Source organism: Serratia microhaemolytica, from assembly GCF_004011885.1.
GTDB classification, from domain to species: domain Bacteria; phylum Pseudomonadota; class Gammaproteobacteria; order Enterobacterales; family Enterobacteriaceae; genus Serratia_G; species Serratia_G microhaemolytica.
This window is the reverse complement of record NZ_SBEF01000014.1, coordinates 11,821-29,917: the sequence shown is the minus strand read 5'-3', so window position 1 is coordinate 29,917 and position 18,097 is coordinate 11,821. Positions and strand designations below refer to the sequence as shown.

Sequence of the window (18,097 nt, the reverse complement as noted above, 5' to 3'; positions counted from 1 at the left end):
CTTAAAATAATTACATCATAACCACGTCAAACTGCTCTTGGCGATAGAGTGGCTCAATCTGTACTTTTACTTGTTTTCCAATAAAAATTTCCACTTCAGCTAGCGCATGTGATTCATCGCTTTTTAACGCCTCGCCCACTGCCGGTGCAGCATAAACCAGAAAGCGATCGGCACTGTATGCATGATGTACACGCACAATTTCACGCATGATTTCATAGCAGACTGTTTCAACCGTTTTCACCGTTCCACGTCCATGACACGCGGGGCAGTCGTGACAAAGTACATGTTCTAGGCTTTCTCGAGTGCGTTTGCGTGTCATCTCTACTAAGCCTAGCTGAGAGAAGCCGTTGATGGTGGTTTTCACTCGATCTTTACTTAACGCCTGCTCCAACGAGTTGAGCACCCGACGACGGTGCTCTTCACTGTTCATGTCGATAAAATCGATGATGATAATGCCACCGAGGTTGCGCAGGCGCAATTGACGCGCAATCGCTTGTGTTGCTTCGATATTGGTATTGAATATCGTCTCTTCGAGGTTGCGATGACCAACAAAAGCACCGGTATTGATATCCACGGTAGTCATCGCTTCCGTTTGATCAATGATCAGATAACCACCGGATTTCAATTGTACCTTTCGCTCGAGTGCCCGCTGGATTTCGTTCTCTACATCATAGAGTTCAAACAGTGGCTGAATTCCAGTATACAGTTCTAATTTACCAGTAACATCAGGGATGTACTCTTTGGTGAACTCGACCAATTGTTCATAAGTTTGATGCGAATCGATCCGTACACGATCAAGCTCTGCGCCAGCAAAATCTCGCAAAATGCGTTGTGCCAGCGCCAGTTCACCATACAGTTTAAATTTGCTTTGGTGGCGTTTTTTGCGCTCCATGACTTTAGTCCAGAGCCGTTTCAGAAATGCCGCATCTTGTGCCAATTCCTGCTCGCCAATCCCTTCGGCTGCGGTTCGAATGATAAAACCACCCAGTTCGTCACAGTAATGACTCACTGTCGCTTTAAGGCGCTGGCGCTCCGCTTCGCTCTCAATACGCTGAGAGACGCCAACATGCGCAGCACCAGGCATAAATACGAGGTAACGAGAGGGTAACGTAATGTCGGTGGTCAGTCGTGCGCCTTTGGTGCCAATCGGATCTTTCACTACTTGCACCATCAGATCTTGGCCTTGACGCACTAGCTCGGCAATGTCACGCACATGAAAATTCTTTCTCTCTTCACCCGCTACACATTCGGTATGAGGCATGATATCAGAGGCATGTAGAAAGGCGGCTTTATCAAGGCCGATATCGACAAAAGCAGCTTGCATCCCCGGTAATACACGGCTGACTCGCCCTTTATAGATGTTACCAAGAATGCCGCGTTTGGCTTCGCGTTCAATCTGGATCTCTTGCAATATACCGCCGTCAATGTAGGCAACTCGCGTTTCGGACGGTGTGATATTGATCAGTAACTCAATGGTCATACACTCTCCTGACAGGCATAGCAACGCTCGCCTTTCCCTGTCGCACTGAAAATTGGCACTTTAACCGGTGCTATGATGGCCTGCTTGTTGTCGCAGACAAATTCAGAAAACGTTGCAGTAATTCGGCCGTTTCCACTAACGGTAGGCCAACCACTGCATGATAACTGCCATTGATCGTTCTAACAAAGCACCCGCCTTTTCCTTGAATGCCATAAGCACCCGCTTTGTCCATGGGTTCACCGCTGGCAATATACTGGCGGATATCTTGTGGCGACAACGTGCGGAAGGTCACCTCGGTCACCACCAGTTGGCATAACAGATGCTGGCGATCAGCGAAGGCAATCGCTGTCATGACCTGGTGCTGTTGCCCAGAGAGTAGTGCCAGCATTTCACTGGCGTGCTGCTGATCACGAGGTTTCTCTAACAGTTGGTCATGTAATAGCACGATAGTATCTGCGCCAAGCACCGGCCGATGTTGCGCTGCCAACTGGACACCGGCACACGCCTTCTGCTGTGCCAGACGGCAGACATAATCGATTGGCGCTTCATTCGCCTCGCGCTGTTCCGGGATATCGGTGACAATCACTTCAAACGGGATCCCCAGCAGAGTTAACAACTCGCGTCGACGCGGTGAAGCTGAAGCAAGATAAAGTGAAACCATCCCTCGTTCCTCTGAATAATTGATTACTGCACCGAGAATTGACGGCGAACTTTACGCATCAGTAAAAATAACCACGGCCACAAAATACCATTGACCAAGCTATTCCAGAATGCATTAGGGCGGAAAGAGACATTGATCACCAAGAATTCCGCCCAAAAAATGGCAACATCCATCGCTAATGACAGTAACACAATAATTAATGCCTGCTGCCATAACGCCATATTGCGAAATAACTGGAACTTAAATGCCACCAAGTAGGTGATGATACTGAGCGCCAACGCACGCACACCCAGTGTGGAACCCAAGATCAGATCAGTAATCAGCCCTAAAATAAATCCTGTGCCAACGTTCACTCGGTGAGGCAATGCCATCACCCAGTAAGTCAGCACCAGTAATAGCCAAGAGGGGCGGAACATGTGGATCTGTTCCGGCCACGGCATGATCTGTAGCACCAAGGCGACTAGAAATGATAACCAAATAACCCAGCGTCCATGGCTGCGATAAGGGTTCATCTGGGAGCTCCAGTTGTTGGGGAAGACGGGGGTTGATCTGTCCGATCAACCGTGGAAGGCTGTTTAGCCTCCTCGTTGGATAACACCTGCGGAAGCATCTGCATGAGACGTTCGTTGGCAACACGCTGTACCTCATTGGCAGGCAGACTGGTGTCACTACCGCGTTCACCACGCCAGAGTAGCAACAGATAGCGCAAGCGCTGTAAGCCAGCAGTCGGTCGTGCCTGTATCACGGTATAAGCACGCTGATTATCTACCCGCACGGATGAAACCACCGCGACTGGGTAACCTTCAGGGAAACGCCCGCCAAGCCCCGAAGTCACCAGTACATCACCAACGCGAATATCCGTGTTGGCTGGCAAATGTTCCAGTTGCAAATCATCGGTGCAACCACTACCCGCTGCAATCACTCGGATATCATTACGCAGCACTTGAATAGGCAAGGCATGGGAAGCATCGCAAATCAGCAGTACTCGACTGGTCAGTTTAGCGACCGCAATCACTTGACCAACGACGCCTTTATCACTAATTACTGGTTGGCCTTCATAGACACCATTATCTGAGCCTTTATCAATCACTACCTGATCGCTATAAGGATCAGAACCGGTCGAGATCACCTGAGTGACGATTTTGTGCTCATCTTGACGCAGTGGCGAGCCAAGCAATTCACGTAACCGAGCATTTTCCTGTTTAAACTGGCCGAGTAATAGAATATCACTGCTTTTTAACAACAACTCCTGACGCAACGCGCGGTTTTCTAATTCCAATTGCTGACGTGTGGCAAATGTTTCCGACAAAGAATCCAGCATTTTACGTGGCCCATTCGCCAAGAAGTAGAAAGGACTGACCGCAGTATCAAGATAGTTACGCGCTTTTGCGAATGTGCCAAGCCGACTATCGGCAATGATGAGCACAATAGCAACGACGACGGCGAGAAAAAGTCGGAGCTGAAGAGAGGGGCCCCTGCTAAAAATTGGCTTCATAAATTATGTGTGTACCTCGACAACCACCAGCAGCAAAGCTGTCAGTATCCCTGCGGAAACCGACAGCCTGGCACCAGTTTGAGTCGGCGCATTATTCTTCGCTGAACAGGTCGCCGCCATGCATGTCGATCATTTCCAGGGCTTTACCACCACCACGAGCCACACAAGTCAGCGGATCTTCGGCTACAACTACCGGGATACCGGTTTCTTCCATGAGCAAACGGTCAAGGTTACGTAACAGGGCACCGCCACCGGTCAGCACCATGCCGCGTTCAGAAATATCAGAAGCTAATTCTGGTGGACACTGCTCCAATGCCACCATCACTGCGCTAACAATACCGGTCAGCGGCTCCTGCAGCGCTTCCAAGATTTCATTCGAGTTCATGGTAAAGCCACGCGGTACGCCCTCAGCCAAATTACGCCCGCGTACTTCAATTTCACGCACTTCATCATCGGGATAAGCAGAACCAATACAGTGTTTGATGCGCTCTGCTGTCGCTTCGCCAATCAATGAACCGTAATTACGACGCACGTAGTTGATGATCGCTTCATCAAAACGGTCACCACCAATTCGCACCGATGAAGAGTAGACCACACCATTGAGTGAGATCACCGCAACTTCTGTCGTGCCACCACCAATATCAACCACCATCGAGCCTGTTGCTTCAGAGACCGGTAAACCTGCACCGATTGCTGCTGCCATAGGTTCCTCAATCAGGAACACTTCACGCGCACCTGCACCTTGGGCAGATTCACGGATCGCACGGCGTTCAACTTGGGTAGCACCAACCGGCACACAGACCAGCACGCGTGGACTTGGGCGCATAAAACTGTTGCTATGAACTTGTTTAATGAAGTGTTGCAGCATTTTCTCCGTTACAAAGAAATCGGCGATAACGCCATCTTTCATAGGACGAATTGCAGCAATGTTACCAGGGGTACGCCCTAACATCTGTTTGGCGTCATGACCAACAGCCGCCACACTTTTCGGTGAACCGGCACGATCTTGGCGAATGGCAACCACCGACGGTTCATTCAGTACAATGCCTTGTCCTTTAACATAAATCAGGGTATTAGCAGTTCCCAGATCGATAGACAAGTCATTAGAAAACATGCCACGAAATTTTTTGAACATAACGAAAAAATAATCCTGCAAGCTGTGGGCGAAAAAAGATATCCGCTTACTTTACCAATCACAGCCTGTAGCCACAAGGTAGAAAAGTACTCCGGTGCCAAGTTGCTGCAGGATGTAATAACCGGGCCAATGGATAACCTGTTGGCGATTAACTAAGTTAACCACTAGAGATAACGATGATCAGGCGCGTGAACGACGTGAATATTTTTTCCGCCCTTCCTGGATCGGTTCTGGTGAAGCAAAGAAATTACCCTCACCCCCCAGTACTCCACGTGCTTTTAAGGTTTGCCATTCATTACGTGTGCGCACACCAACGGCAAAAACTTTGCTGTGTGCCGCATCGCAGGCACCTACCAGACTTTGTACAAATAGCTGATTTTCATCACACTCATCTATACTTCGCACGACACTCTGGTGAAGTTTGATCAACTCCACCGGCAATGACTTGATATAAGCAATACTGGTTACCGTTAATCCCACTTGAGAAACCACTATCCGGCAACCCAACGCGGTCAACAAGCGCAATATCGGGCGCAATTGCTCGATGTTTTGGCATAAGTCTGCTTCAGCTAATTCGATCAGAATGCGTCGGCGTTGGCTTTTTTCACACTGCATCAATGTATCACGCAGCCAACGTTGGAAACTGCGTTGTCGCAATGAACTGATACACAAACCAAATGCCAATGTCTCTTCAGGCCATTGTGATAACAGCGGGATGATCCGGCTTACGTATTGCCGATCATAACGCTCAGCCAAACCAAACTGTTCAATGAGCGGTAGATATTCTGTCGGAAGCAGTTCCTGAACACCATCGTGGATACGGCTATTTACTTTACGGTGATGTACATCCCCTTGCTCAGTGATCACCGGTTGCAAGTAGAGGCGCAGTCCACCGCGTGTCAGCACCTGTTCGAGCAGTGTGCGCCATTTTACGCTACCACGCCCTTTTTCAGGCACTTTACTGTCATAAATGTACCAGCCATTCTCACCTTGTAACGCTGCATGACGACTGGCCTGTTCAGCCTGATCAATCACCTGTTCCATCGTTTGTCCACTACGGTAGGCAACAATACCGATATGCAGCAGCGCCTGACGGTCGATCAGCATTGACGAGGGCAGAGCACCAATACCATGCACCATTTGTGAAGCCATACTCTCTGCTTCTTTCAAGGTCCGATGCGGCAGTAGTACCGCAAAATCACTGTGTTGATAACGCGCCAACAGTGCCGCAGGATGACGTGTGATGAAGCTGGATAACAGGTTAACCAGCAGATACATCATCTCCTGGACCTGGGTGTTACCATGCACTTCACACAAAGTATCAAAATCAGGCAAGCGTAAGATCATCACAATACCGTGGGATCCTTCCTCTTCCAGTTGAGTGATCAGTTGATTGTTGAAGAACAAGCGGTTATTCAGGCCAGTTTTCGCATCTTGCGCAGCAAAAGCACGGATCAGGGTGTCGATGCGAGTGCGTTCTTCGCGAGCCTCAGCCAACTCGACCAGCAGACAATCAATTGCAGCACTGGCATTCACTGGCCACTCAACTTCACTGCCAGAAAATACCCCGTCACGTTCACCGTTTAAAATACGCTTCGCGCGCCGCTCGAGGTGATCCTTATCCGCCGCCTGTAAACGCAACCAATAGAGTGTGCCAGCTAATATCACCAACATAAAAACCAATGACAGCGTTATTGCTGTCATTGAGCGAAACGAAAGTATTCCGCTGGTAAAAGGATCAAGATAGGTAATATCTACGTAAACACCCGGATGGTGCATCATGCCAAATCTGGCTGTACGATAAACAGGAGAAGTGCTGCTCAACAACTCGGTGAGCGGGATTTTTTGAGAGAAGATAGTGCTGGTGCCCGTCCCTATTTCAACATTAACCGCACCTAATGACTGCATCACCCAAGGCAACCAATTGCTCAATTGTACTGGCGAGCTAACCAGCATTGCCTGATCGAGTGTGGTCGCCAGCACGCTAATACGCCGTTCCATACGTGCTTGTGTGATATGAAAAAAACTGTATGAACAACCGAACAGGACTAAAAACAGCGTCGCAACCACTAACGAGCTGGTTAGTGCAGAGAGTTTCGTTGAAAGTCTCATCCTTGTGCCTTGTCCATAGGTCAATAGTTGAACGAACGGTAGATGATCACTACCCGCCAAAAAATCAGATAGACAATAACTGAGCAGTAAACCCTTTATCAACCGGTTTAACTCAAATCAGAGAAAATTAGCATAATCTCAGTTTAACTTAGTAACTAGCCTTATCTTTTTGGCTAGAATAAGATTAAATCTACTTTAATCTACGCGATCATTCTGGGTTTGTACTGTGAATTGATACACTCACGCACACTGCCCCAAACCATCCGATCACTTTTTGATCAAACAATTAACCTTAATAGCGTTGGATGCGGTCGAACAACTGTTACTGTAGCGATCTAACATCGATTACATCGATTTCATCCTGTACCCTGCCAAAAGATCAGTTTTTCCTGCCAGAGTATCGGCAAACATTTTGATCGCAAACTACAGCAAGCAGTTAGACACGCTAGCATAACGCTGCTAGCCAGATCGAATGTGGCACAGCTACAATGTGCAGTGTGACAGTAATTTCGCTTGCGTTCTGTGCACTGTCACCTCGATCATATACAGCCATAGCACAGACCTATCTGAGAGCCCGTCATGAAGTTAACGTCAAACAGTTCCCATACTGCACGCCAGCGTGCTGCATCAACAAAACGTAAAAAGAAGAGCCGTGCTGAGCTTGACCTGGAAGCGCGTGAACGCAAGCGGGAGAAGAAACGCCGTGGTCACACGCCAGGATCACGCACACAAGTGGCCAGTGACAACCGCAAAAATAGTAACGCCAAGCAATCCAAAGATCCTCGGATTGGCAGTAAAGTGCCGGTGCCATTGCTAGCAGATAGCAGAACCAGCCATCCGCCGGTTGCTAAGCTAAAAATAGCCCCACCGCCTCTCCTGTCAGCAGAAGAAGAGCTTAGCCAACTGGAAAACGACGCAGACTTGGAAAGACTGCTCGACCGTTTTGAGCAAGGAGAAGAGCTTAGCCAGCAAGAACAGGACTATATGACCAAACAGTTGCAGCGTATCGAAGCGCTGATGGCACAGTTAGGCATCGAAATTGATGATGCAGATGAGCAGGAAGAAGAAAAACAAGAGGATATCCTGAGACTATTAAAAGGTGGCTCAGCTCAACCAAACTAATATTATCGATTTTCTATTTTTTGTCGGCCCTGTAGCGGGAAATATCGGAAGGAGTAACTACATATGTCACAGCAGACCATTGTCTGGGATCTGGCTTTGATCCAGAAATATAACTATTCAGGGCCTCGCTATACCTCATACCCCACTGCGCTGGAATTTAATCAAAGCTATGACCAGGCTGCATTTCAAACCGCAGCACAGCGCTACCCTGATCGCCCACTGTCACTGTATGTGCATATTCCTTTTTGCCACAAACTCTGCTATTTCTGCGCCTGCAATAAACTGGTTACACGACAAACACACAAGGCTGATCAATATCTTAATCTATTAGAACAGGAAATTTCCGCGCGCGCTGCCCTGTTTACCGATCGTCAGATTAGCCAGATCCACTGGGGTGGCGGTACCCCTACCTATCTCAACAAGCAGCAAATCAGTCGATTGATGGCAATGTTACGCCAACACTTTACACTTCAGCCACAGGCTGAAATGTCGATCGAGATCGACCCACGTGAAATTGAACTCGATGTACTTGATCACTTGCGAGCAGAAGGATTTAACCGTTTAAGCATGGGGGTGCAGGATTTCAACAAGGAGGTGCAGCAACTGGTCAACCGTGAACAAGATGAAGCCTTTATTTTTGCCCTGATCGAACGCGCCAAAGCTCTGGGCTTCCACTCTACCAACATCGATCTGATTTACGGCCTGCCCAAGCAGACTGTTGAAAGTTTTGCCTTTACTCTACAGCGCGTCGTTGAACTGAATCCTGACCGGTTAAGTGTGTTTAACTACGCGCATTTACCTAACTTATTTGCTGCTCAACGCAAAATTAAAGAGGATGATTTGCCGACTGCCCAGCAGAAACTGGATATCCTGCAACATACCATCGCGTATTTAACACAGGCTGGTTATCAGTTTATCGGTATGGATCACTTTGCCAAACCGAATGACGAATTGGCTATCGCGCAATGTGAAGGAAAGCTGCATCGTAACTTCCAGGGATACACCACACAGGGTGAAAGCGATCTGCTCGGTTTAGGGGTCTCAGCAATCAGTATGCTTGGTGACAGTTATGCACAAAACCAAAAAGAGCTAAAAAGCTACTACAGCTCTGTTGCAGAATCGGGCAACGCACTATGGCGCGGTTTGACCATGACCAACGATGACTGTTTACGCCGTGATGTGATTAAGACGCTGATTTGTAACTTTAGCCTCGATTATCGTCCGATAGAACAACGCTATGCGATCAACTTTGCTGAATACTTCGCTGCTGATTTGGCGCTGCTGGCTCCGTTTGAACGTGATGGCTTGGTCGAGCGTGATGAGCACACGCTGTCCGTTACCGCCAAAGGCCGTTTGTTGATCCGTAATATCTGTATGTGCTTTGATATCTACCTGCGTAAACAGGCTCGCGCGCAACAATTTTCGCGAGTGATTTGATGATGCCAATATCACAACATCGGCAACACTTGCTGCCCGTTAGCTAACACCGACAACCCAAGTCACTTACAGTACTGAACAGACAATATGGAACTTTTGTCCTTTAGAATACTGGGTAACCCTTAACTCGAAGATTAGAGAAATAATATGATTAAACCGCTCCGTTACTTCGCGAAAATTATGCGTGCAGTGCTGCCAAGCAAGGCACTACACGTCGTATTACGCTCAATCCGCCGGGTACCTCTGCTGGGAAGAAAAATGGTCTCTGCATTTGACCCCAACTCCACCCATAAAGTAACAGCACATGTTGCAAAACCAAAATTGCTACAACTGGCTGGTGATGGCTGGAAGTTGAATTTAAATATCAATGATCATATTGGCTATCATAGTTTCATCCGTAATGAACCTTTTGAAATGACCGTGTTCGATGTCGGCCAGCAATTGAATCTCACCGAAGGTGACATTGTACTGGACATTGGTGCCAATATTGGCACCGCATCCATCCCATTATGTGCTGGTAAAAAATTAGAGTTGATTGCTGTTGAAGCTTCAAAAGAGAACGCTGCACTATTGCTGAAGAATGTGCTAGATAATCAAATCAAAGCACAAGTTCACATGGTTGCACTGTCCGACAGTATGCAACAACGTTATCTCAAGCTGTATGTTCGTCGCGGCAATACCGGTGCAAACTCAATCTTTGAAAACTGGAGCTCCCACTTGACCGGTGAGCGCGAATTCGAGTTTTCACCCGTGATGACACTTGATGCACTGATCAGCAATTATGATGTCGATATGGACCGACTGCGGATTGTAAAAATTGATGTAGAAGGCGCTGAAGAGTTGGTTTTAAGAGGTGCAACCCAATTTCTGCAACGCAATACTGCCCCAATACTCCTTGAGTATATCCGCGACGCTGCCATTCGTAATTTGAACGATGACCTCAGTGGGGTACTGAAATGCCTAACAACAGCCAACTATGAGATTTTTGCTTGGGGAAGACAACACTGTGAGCTGTTACCTTTTGATCCGCTACAATCCTACGAAAATATTATTGCCTTAAAAAAAGGCTCTTCTGCAGAACGTATCTTGAAAAAAATGACCAACTAGACCGGTGTTTCGCCCCTGATAAGGCTGACTGATAATCAGCCTCGGATGATTAAATTTCAGCAACCCTGCTGAATTCGCGGTTTTTTTGCTAAAAATAGTGTCACCGAAACAGCCTGAGTGAGATAACATCAAGCAGGTTGCCGTTGTCAATCAAGTGGATTAACAACGCAGTGCAAATCACTGACTCACGTTGAGCAGTTGCAGTCATGCTGCATCACTCGCAGTGAGATATGAAGGCAGAGGGCCAGGGGTCATATGAACGAACAATATTCGGCAATGCGCAGTAATGTCAGTATGCTCGGCAAGTTACTTGGCGAGACAATCAAGGAAGCGTTGGGTGAGCAGATCCTTGAGCGGGTTGAAACCATCCGTAAACTTTCTAAATCCTCACGTGCCGGCAATGAAGCACATCGTCAGGCGTTGTTGTCAACATTACAGAATCTCTCCAATGATGAGTTGTTGCCTGTCGCCCGTGCTTTCAACCAGTTTCTGAATCTCACCAACGTTGCCGAGCAATACCACACCATTTCACCACATGGTGAGGCGGCAGGTAATCCGGAAGTGCTAGCACAACTGTTTACTCGGCTAAAAGAGAAAAAGATCGACGGCTACGCACTCAGGCGCGCGGTTGATGAACTGTCGATTGACCTGGTACTGACCGCTCACCCGACCGAGATCACACGCCGCACGCTAATCCACAAGCTGGTTGAAGTGAATACCTGCCTAAGCCAACTTGATCACAATGATCTGGCCGATTATGAGCGCAACAAAATCATGCGCCGTCTGCGCCAGTTAGTCGCTCAATCCTGGCATACCGACGAAATTCGCAAAAATCGCCCTACCCCAGTGGAAGAGGCAAAGTGGGGCTTTGCGGTGGTAGAAAACAGCCTCTGGGAAGGCGTGCCGGCTTTTCTGCGTGAATTCAACGAACAGCTACAACAAGCGATCGACTATCAGTTGCCGGTAACGGCGGTGCCGGTGCGCTTCACCTCTTGGATGGGCGGTGATCGCGACGGTAACCCGAATGTCACCGCCGAAGTGACGCGTCATGTGCTACTGCTAGGGCGTTGGAAGGCGTGTGATCTGTTTCTGCGTGATATTCAGACCTTGGTATCTGAATTATCGATGTCTGAATGTACCCCTGAGCTGCGTGCGCTGGCGGGAGGAGATGAGATCCAAGAGCCTTACCGTGAAATTATGAAGCGGCTACGCAGCCAATTAATGAACTCTCAAGCTTACCTGGCTGGTCGTCTAAAGGGTGAGCGAGTGCTGCGGCCAAGCGATCTGCTGGAGTGTAATGAACAGTTGTGGCAACCATTGTACGCCTGCTACCAATCGTTGCTCGCCTGTGGCATGAGTATTATCGCCAATGGACAACTGCTTGAGACATTGTGGCGAGTCCGCTGCTTTGGCGTGCCACTGGTGCGCATTGATGTACGCCAAGAGAGTACACGCCACACCGAAGCGATTGCCGAAATCACACGCTATCTCGGGCTTGGTGATTATGAAAGCTGGTCCGAATCTGATAAACAGGCCTTTTTGATCCGTGAACTCAACTCAAAACGCCCACTGCTACCGCTGAAATGGCAGCCAAGCGCCGAAACAGAAGAGGTGTTAGAGACCTGTCGGGTGATCGCCCAGGCACCACAAGGCTCTATCGCCGCCTACGTCATCTCGATGGCACGCACACCATCAGACGTACTGGCTGTGCATCTGCTGCTCAAAGAGGCTGGCTGCCCATTCTCGCTGCCCGTCGCGCCGCTATTTGAAACTCTCGATGACCTGAATAATGCCGACCAAGTAATGAAACAGTTACTCAGCATCGATTGGTATCGGGGGTTCATTCAGGGCAAACAGATGGTGATGATCGGCTACTCCGACTCGGCGAAAGATGCCGGGGTAATGGCCGCTTCCTGGGCGCAGTATCGCGCACAAGAAGCACTGATCAAAACCTGTGACAACGCAGGCATTGAACTGACACTGTTTCATGGCCGAGGCGGTTCGATTGGTCGTGGTGGTGCGCCAGCACAAGCTGCATTGCTCTCACAACCCCCTGGCAGCCTGAAAGGCGGGCTGCGTGTCACCGAGCAGGGTGAGATGATCCGCTTTAAGTTTGGTCTGCCCGAAGTGACGATTAGCAGTCTGGCGCTTTATACCAGCGCGATCCTGGAAGCCAACTTACTACCGCCGCCAGAACCCAAACCTGAGTGGCGAGCACTGATGGATCAATTATCAGCGACTTCATGTGCCATGTACCGCGACTACGTGCGCTCAAATCCTGACTTTGTGCCCTATTTCCGTGCTGCGACACCAGAACAGGAGTTGGCCAAGCTCCCGCTGGGATCACGCCCTGCCAAGCGGCGGCCAAATGGTGGTGTTGAAAGTTTACGTGCTATTCCCTGGATTTTTGCCTGGACACAAAACCGCCTGATGTTACCGGCCTGGCTTGGTGCTGGTGCCGGATTACAGGCAGCCGTTGCAGCAGGTCAACGTGATCAACTGGCGCAAATGTGTCGTGATTGGCCGTTCTTTTCGACACGCATCGGTATGTTGGAAATGGTATTCGCCAAAACAGATTTGTGGTTGGCTGAGTATTATGATCAACGTCTGGTTGATCCATCACTGTGGCCGTTAGGACAACAGCTAAGAGAACAGCTTTCTAGTGATATTCAAGTGGTTCTGGCGATTGCAAATGACGAGCATTTAATGGCTGATTTGCCTTGGATTGCTGAATCAATCGCCTTACGCAACGTCTATACCGATCCACTCAATGTACTACAGGCTGAATTACTGCATCGTTCACGCCAACAGCAGCAACCTGATGCTCAAGTTGAGCAGGCATTGATGGTCACTATCGCTGGTGTCGCGGCAGGAATGCGCAATACTGGTTAGCGCAGTGCGGTTGTCTGTCACCCTTGCTTGTGATCTATGAGCACAAACTGCGTCGCTCCAATGTATTATCGATCGGAGCGACGCGGGTTTACCGCTAATCATTTACGACTAATCAAATGGGCTGTTAAACAGCATCGTTTGCGGTGCTTTTGTTTCAGTAGCGGGTATATACTCGTGCTCATCAATGTGAGCAACATCCCATTTTTGACAAGGCAGCGCGAATATCCATGAGTTACGCACTAGAAATCACACAACTGACTAAAACTTATTCGGGTGGTGTCAAGGCACTACACGGTATCGATTTGAACGTAGAAACTGGCGATTTTTACGCATTACTGGGGCCAAATGGTGCCGGTAAATCGACCACCATCGGCATTATTAGCTCACTGGTGAACAAAACCTCAGGCAAGGTAAAAGTGTTTGGCCACGATATTGACCACGATCTGGTTAATGCCAAACGGCAACTGGGCTTAGTACCGCAAGAGTTCAACTTCAATCAGTTTGAAACAGTATTACAGATCCTGATTAACCAGGCTGGCTACTACGGTGTTGAACGTAAGCAGGCCCATCAACAGGCGGAAAAATATCTCACCAAGCTGGATCTGTGGGGCAAGCGTAACGAGCGTGCGCGGATGCTCTCCGGTGGTATGAAACGCCGCTTAATGATTGCCCGCGCACTGATGCATCAGCCAAAGTTGCTGATCCTTGATGAACCGACTGCTGGCGTCGATATCGAGCTACGCCGCTCTATGTGGAGTTTTTTACAACAGCTCAATGCGGAAGGTACCACCATCATTTTGACCACCCACTACCTAGAAGAAGCCGAGATGCTGTGCCGTAACATCGGCATCATTCAGCATGGTGAACTGGTGGAAAACACTTCGATGAAACAGTTATTAGCGCAACTGAAATCAGAAACCTTTATTCTTGATTTAGCTGATAATAATCAACCACCTTTGCTAACAGGCTACCAGAGTCGGTTGATCGACAACCTGACACTCGAGGTAGAAGTGATGCGCGAACAGGGCTTGAATGATCTGTTCACCCAGTTGAGTACGCAAGGTATACGGGTGCTCAGTATGCGCAACAAGGCAAATCGGCTGGAAGAGCTGTTCGTCAACTTGACTAACGCCACGGGAGAAAAAATATGATGCATCTGTATTGGGTCGCGCTGAAAAGTATCTGGGTAAAAGAGGTCAACCGTTTTGCCCGTATCTGGATACAAACGCTAGTGCCGCCGGTGATCACCATGACGCTCTATTTCATCATCTTTGGCAACCTGATCGGTTCGCGGATTGGTGAGATGCATGGCTTTGACTATATGCAGTTTATTGTGCCAGGTCTGATTATGATGGCGGTGATCACCAACGCCTACTCCAATGTCGCCTCGTCATTTTTCAGTTCTAAATTCCAGCGCAATATTGAAGAGTTACTCGTCGCGCCCGTACCAACACATGTGATTATTGCTGGTTATGTTGGCGGTGGTGTCGCACGTGGTATCTGTGTTGGGCTATTAGTGACCATCATCTCACTGCTGTTTGTTCCGTTACATGTTCATTCATGGTCGATCGTAGTGGTAACGCTACTGCTCACCGCAATCCTGTTCTCATTGGCGGGGTTACTGAATGCGATTTTCGCTGGCACCTTTGACGATATCAGCCTGATCCCCACCTTCGTCTTGACCCCATTGACCTACCTGGGGGGGGTGTTCTACTCACTGACGCTACTACCTCCATTTTGGCAGGCAGTCTCGAAGCTAAACCCCGTGGTTTATATGATCAGCGGCTTCCGATTCGGCTTTCTCGGTGTCGCTGATGTGCCGCTGCTGCTAACAATGCTGGTGTTAACCGCCTTCATCTTAGTGTTCTATTTGTTAGCTTGGTATCTGATCGAACGCGGTAAAGGCCTGCGTAGCTAACAACATCACGCTGCACCACACCAGCATCGATTGACGGCTTATCATCAACCGCTGGCCATCTTAACGATGCGCCAGCGTGCAGTTTGGTTAACTAAAATTATGCTACTATGCAGCCTGTTTCTGTTCTCAACTGGATCGGCATCATGACAATAGCTGCGAGTCAACGTCTTGCTGGTGACAACCTTGCTGGTAAAAATATCTTATTAGGCATCAGTGGCGGGATTGCCGCCTACAAATGTCCAGAGCTGGTGCGCCGCCTGCGTGATCACGGTGCTCAGGTCAGAGTTGTGATGACACCCGCTGCCTGCGCGTTCATCACTCCGTTGACACTACAAGCCGTTTCGGGCAACCCAGTCGCCAGCGAACTGCTCGATCCTCAAGCAGAAGCGGCAATGGGTCACATTGAACTGGCTAAGTGGGCCGATCTGGTACTGCTGGCGCCAGCCAGTGCTGATCTGCTGGCGCGTCTCAGTGTGGGAATGGCGAATGATTTGCTCACCACGCTCTGTTTGGCGACCAGTGCCCCGATTGCCATTGCTCCTGCGATGAATCAGCAGATGTATCGAGCCTGCGCAACACAAGCCAATCTGGCCACACTGGCAGCGCGCGGGATGCTACTGTGGGGACCGGCCGACGGCAGCCAAGCTTGTGGTGATGTAGGGCCGGGGCGCATGTTAGAACCACTGACAATAGTTGAACAGGTTAATCGCTACTTTGCTAACAGTGCTGATCTACAACATTTATCGATCATGATCACCGCCGGTCCAACTCACGAAGCACTCGATCCAGTACGTTTTATCACTAACCACAGCTCCGGTAAGATGGGATTTGCGATTGCCGAAGCAGCTGCAGCGCGTGGTGCCAAAGTCACACTCATTGCAGGGCCGGTTAACTTAGCGACACCAGCCAGCGTCACGCGTATCGATGTGGTTACTGCATTAGAAATGGCGCAGCAAGTACAGCAACAAATTAACAAACAAAATATTTTTATTGGCTGTGCTGCAGTGGCTGATTACCGTGCCGAACAGATTGCCAGCGAAAAAATCAAAAAACAGGGCGATGAAATAGTGATCAAAATGGTGAAAAACCCCGATATCGTCGCCGGTGTCGCCGCAATGCGTCAGCAGCGTCCATTTGTGGTTGGGTTTGCTGCCGAAACCCAGAATGTGGAACAATACGCGCGCCAGAAGTTACTGCATAAGCAACTGGACTTGATCTGTGCCAACAATGTCGCGTTAGCTGGGCATGGATTTAACAGCAATAATAATGCATTACACCTATTCTGGCCCGAGGGTGACAAGCGTCTTGCCTATGGTGACAAAACGCGACTCGGTCAACAGTTAATCGATGAGATAATCCACCTGTATGATGAAAAAAATCGACGTTAAGATCCTCGACCCGCGTATCGGTGATCAATTTCCGTTACCTACTTATGCCACGCCAGGATCTGCCGGCCTGGATCTGCGCGCCTGCCTCGATAGCGCCGTTGAACTGGCGGCAGGGGAAACCCAATTGATACCCACTGGGCTGGCGATCCACATTGCTGATAGCGGATTGGCAGCGGTGATTTTGCCGCGCTCTGGTTTAGGTCACAAACACGGAGTGGTATTAGGCAATCTGGTCGGCCTGATCGACTCTGATTACCAAGGGCAATTGATGGTTTCGGTCTGGAATCGAGGTCAACAAAGCTTCACCATTGAACCTGGTGAGCGTATTGCCCAAATGGTGCTGGTGCCTGTGGTACAAGCCGAATTTAATCTGGTTGAACAGTTTGAGAGCAGTGAGCGTGGTGCTGGTGGTTTTGGTCACTCTGGGCGCCAATGATTTGTTGCCTATACTCTCAGGCGTAGCCAAAAAGTCATCGTGGTAATTGGCGGTGGCAGATCCCCGATTCTGGGTGGGGAGCGCTGACACCGCTTTAAAAAATAATAAGCAATTTCAGTTAATAACTCCCTATTGCGCTGCATGTCACATCGCGATCGGAATGGCAGTTTGAGTAAAGGTTAAAACAGACATGGCAGAAAAACAGAACAACAAACGGAATCGACGTGAAGATATCCTGCAAGCCTTGGCGCAAATGCTGGAATCCAGCGATGGCAGCCAACGCATCACCACAGCCAAACTGGCGGAAGCAGTGGGTGTCTCTGAGGCGGCACTTTATCGACATTTTCCTAGCAAAACACGCATGTTTGATAGCCTGATTGAGTTCATTGAACAGAGTTTAATCTCTCGTATCAACTTGATCCTACAGGATGAAAAAGAGACCTTCACCCGCTTGCGCCTGATTGTGCAGTTGCTGCTTGGTTTTGCTGAACGCAATCCAGGTTTAACCCGAATTATTACCGGCCATGCGCTAATGTTCGAGCAGCAGCGCCTACAAGAGCGCATCAACCAGCTTTTTGAACGTATCGAGGCACAATTACGCCAAGTGCTGAAAGAACGCAAGCTGCGTGAAGGCAAAGGATTCAGTGTCGACGAAACATTGCTTGCTGGCCAAGTGCTGGCCTTTTGCGAAGGAATGCTATTGCGTTATGTGCGCTCCGAGTTTCGTTACCGTCCGACACAGGATTTTGATGCACGCTGGCCGTTATTAGTAGCACAACTGCAGTTGGCCGACTGAAGTTGAAACCGCAATCATCGGCCGTGGATAGCAAGAAAACACACACGCCCGCTGAAGATCCCGAACACCAGCGAAAGAGAAGATGGCGGCTAAAATAGCCCTCATCGGGTGATGAGGT

General features: G+C 49.1%; 15 protein-coding genes. 9 read left to right on the top strand and 6 right to left on the bottom strand.

The genetic code is table 11. The annotated features are described in order from the left end of the window. Nucleotides 1-10: 10 nt before the first annotated feature. From rng to csrD, 6 genes are all read right to left on the bottom strand, one after another. The gene (rng, locus tag EOJ37_RS06420) at nt 11-1,480 is read right to left on the bottom strand and encodes a ribonuclease G (protein ID WP_127959044.1); all 1,470 of its coding nucleotides are present in this window, start codon (nt 1,478-1,480) and stop codon (nt 11-13) included. Nucleotides 1,481-1,550: 70 nt separating this feature from the next. Further along, entirely contained in the window at nt 1,551-2,141 is a 591-nt protein-coding gene (locus EOJ37_RS06415) for a Maf family protein (RefSeq protein ID WP_127959042.1), read from the bottom strand. Between the two features lie 23 nt (nt 2,142-2,164). Further along, complete coding sequence (gene mreD / locus EOJ37_RS06410; RefSeq protein ID WP_127959040.1) at nt 2,165-2,653, bottom strand: rod shape-determining protein MreD; 489 nt, start codon at nt 2,651-2,653, stop codon at nt 2,165-2,167. Continuing rightward, on the bottom strand, nt 2,650-3,636 hold the full coding sequence (mreC, locus tag EOJ37_RS06405; protein ID WP_127959038.1) for a rod shape-determining protein MreC: 987 nt from the start codon (nt 3,634-3,636) through the stop codon (nt 2,650-2,652). Before mreC ends, mreD begins: the two co-directional genes overlap by 4 nt. A 91-nt stretch (nt 3,637-3,727) precedes the next feature. Further along, complete coding sequence (gene mreB, locus EOJ37_RS06400) at nt 3,728-4,771, bottom strand: rod shape-determining protein MreB (RefSeq protein WP_127959035.1); 1,044 nt, start codon at nt 4,769-4,771, stop codon at nt 3,728-3,730. A 180-nt stretch (nt 4,772-4,951) separates the two neighbouring features. Further along, entirely contained in the window at nt 4,952-6,883 is a 1,932-nt protein-coding gene (csrD, locus tag EOJ37_RS06395) for an RNase E specificity factor CsrD (protein ID WP_127959033.1), read from the bottom strand. Between the two features lie 579 nt (nt 6,884-7,462). On the opposite strand from csrD, the gene yihI reads away from it, so the two are divergent. The 9 genes from yihI to slmA all read left to right on the top strand — a co-directional run bounded on the left by yihI (nt 7,463) and on the right by slmA (nt 17,979). Beyond that, the gene (gene yihI, locus EOJ37_RS06390) at nt 7,463-8,005 is read left to right on the top strand and encodes a Der GTPase-activating protein YihI (RefSeq protein WP_127959031.1); all 543 of its coding nucleotides are present in this window, start codon (nt 7,463-7,465) and stop codon (nt 8,003-8,005) included. A gap of 63 nt (nt 8,006-8,068) precedes the next feature. Then, a complete protein-coding gene (gene hemN / locus EOJ37_RS06385; RefSeq protein ID WP_127959029.1) occupies nt 8,069-9,442 on the top strand; it encodes an oxygen-independent coproporphyrinogen III oxidase in 1,374 nt (457 codons plus the stop codon). A gap of 180 nt (nt 9,443-9,622) precedes the next feature. Next, entirely contained in the window at nt 9,623-10,549 is a 927-nt protein-coding gene (locus tag EOJ37_RS06380; protein WP_162473662.1) for an FkbM family methyltransferase, read from the top strand. Between the two features lie 255 nt (nt 10,550-10,804). Next, complete coding sequence (gene ppc / locus EOJ37_RS06375; RefSeq protein WP_127959025.1) at nt 10,805-13,441, top strand: phosphoenolpyruvate carboxylase; 2,637 nt, start codon at nt 10,805-10,807, stop codon at nt 13,439-13,441. A 227-nt stretch (nt 13,442-13,668) separates the two neighbouring features. Beyond that, entirely contained in the window at nt 13,669-14,592 is a 924-nt protein-coding gene (locus EOJ37_RS06370; protein WP_127959022.1) for an ABC transporter ATP-binding protein, read from the top strand. Further along, on the top strand, nt 14,589-15,359 hold the full coding sequence (locus tag EOJ37_RS06365) for an ABC transporter permease (RefSeq protein WP_127959020.1): 771 nt from the start codon (nt 14,589-14,591) through the stop codon (nt 15,357-15,359). Before EOJ37_RS06370 ends, EOJ37_RS06365 begins: the two co-directional genes overlap by 4 nt. 143 nt (nt 15,360-15,502) lie before the next feature. Continuing rightward, on the top strand, nt 15,503-16,747 hold the full coding sequence (coaBC, locus tag EOJ37_RS06360) for a bifunctional phosphopantothenoylcysteine decarboxylase/phosphopantothenate--cysteine ligase CoaBC (protein ID WP_127959018.1): 1,245 nt from the start codon (nt 15,503-15,505) through the stop codon (nt 16,745-16,747). Further along, on the top strand, nt 16,725-17,183 hold the full coding sequence (dut, locus tag EOJ37_RS06355) for a dUTP diphosphatase (protein ID WP_127959016.1): 459 nt from the start codon (nt 16,725-16,727) through the stop codon (nt 17,181-17,183). The genes coaBC and dut overlap by 23 nt, the downstream gene beginning before the upstream one ends. 190 nt (nt 17,184-17,373) lie before the next feature. After that, complete coding sequence (gene slmA, locus EOJ37_RS06350) at nt 17,374-17,979, top strand: nucleoid occlusion factor SlmA (RefSeq protein ID WP_127959014.1); 606 nt, start codon at nt 17,374-17,376, stop codon at nt 17,977-17,979. Nucleotides 17,980-18,097 lie beyond the last annotated feature (118 nt).

Coding starts and splice junctions, on each gene's coding strand:
- rng (WP_127959044.1), bottom strand. CDS start 1,480: ATGACCATTGAGTTACTGATCAATATCACACCGTCCGAAACGCGAGTT.
- EOJ37_RS06415 (WP_127959042.1), bottom strand. CDS start 2,141: ATGGTTTCACTTTATCTTGCTTCAGCTTCACCGCGTCGACGCGAGTTG.
- mreD (WP_127959040.1), bottom strand. CDS start 2,653: ATGAACCCTTATCGCAGCCATGGACGCTGGGTTATTTGGTTATCATTT.
- mreC (WP_127959038.1), bottom strand. CDS start 3,636: ATGAAGCCAATTTTTAGCAGGGGCCCCTCTCTTCAGCTCCGACTTTTT.
- mreB (WP_127959035.1), bottom strand. CDS start 4,771: ATGTTCAAAAAATTTCGTGGCATGTTTTCTAATGACTTGTCTATCGAT.
- csrD (WP_127959033.1), bottom strand. CDS start 6,883: ATGAGACTTTCAACGAAACTCTCTGCACTAACCAGCTCGTTAGTGGTT.
- yihI (WP_127959031.1), top strand. CDS start 7,463: ATGAAGTTAACGTCAAACAGTTCCCATACTGCACGCCAGCGTGCTGCA.
- hemN (WP_127959029.1), top strand. CDS start 8,069: ATGTCACAGCAGACCATTGTCTGGGATCTGGCTTTGATCCAGAAATAT.
- EOJ37_RS06380 (WP_162473662.1), top strand. CDS start 9,623: ATGCGTGCAGTGCTGCCAAGCAAGGCACTACACGTCGTATTACGCTCA.
- ppc (WP_127959025.1), top strand. CDS start 10,805: ATGAACGAACAATATTCGGCAATGCGCAGTAATGTCAGTATGCTCGGC.
- EOJ37_RS06370 (WP_127959022.1), top strand. CDS start 13,669: ATGAGTTACGCACTAGAAATCACACAACTGACTAAAACTTATTCGGGT.
- EOJ37_RS06365 (WP_127959020.1), top strand. CDS start 14,589: ATGATGCATCTGTATTGGGTCGCGCTGAAAAGTATCTGGGTAAAAGAG.
- coaBC (WP_127959018.1), top strand. CDS start 15,503: ATGACAATAGCTGCGAGTCAACGTCTTGCTGGTGACAACCTTGCTGGT.
- dut (WP_127959016.1), top strand. CDS start 16,725: ATGATGAAAAAAATCGACGTTAAGATCCTCGACCCGCGTATCGGTGAT.
- slmA (WP_127959014.1), top strand. CDS start 17,374: ATGGCAGAAAAACAGAACAACAAACGGAATCGACGTGAAGATATCCTG.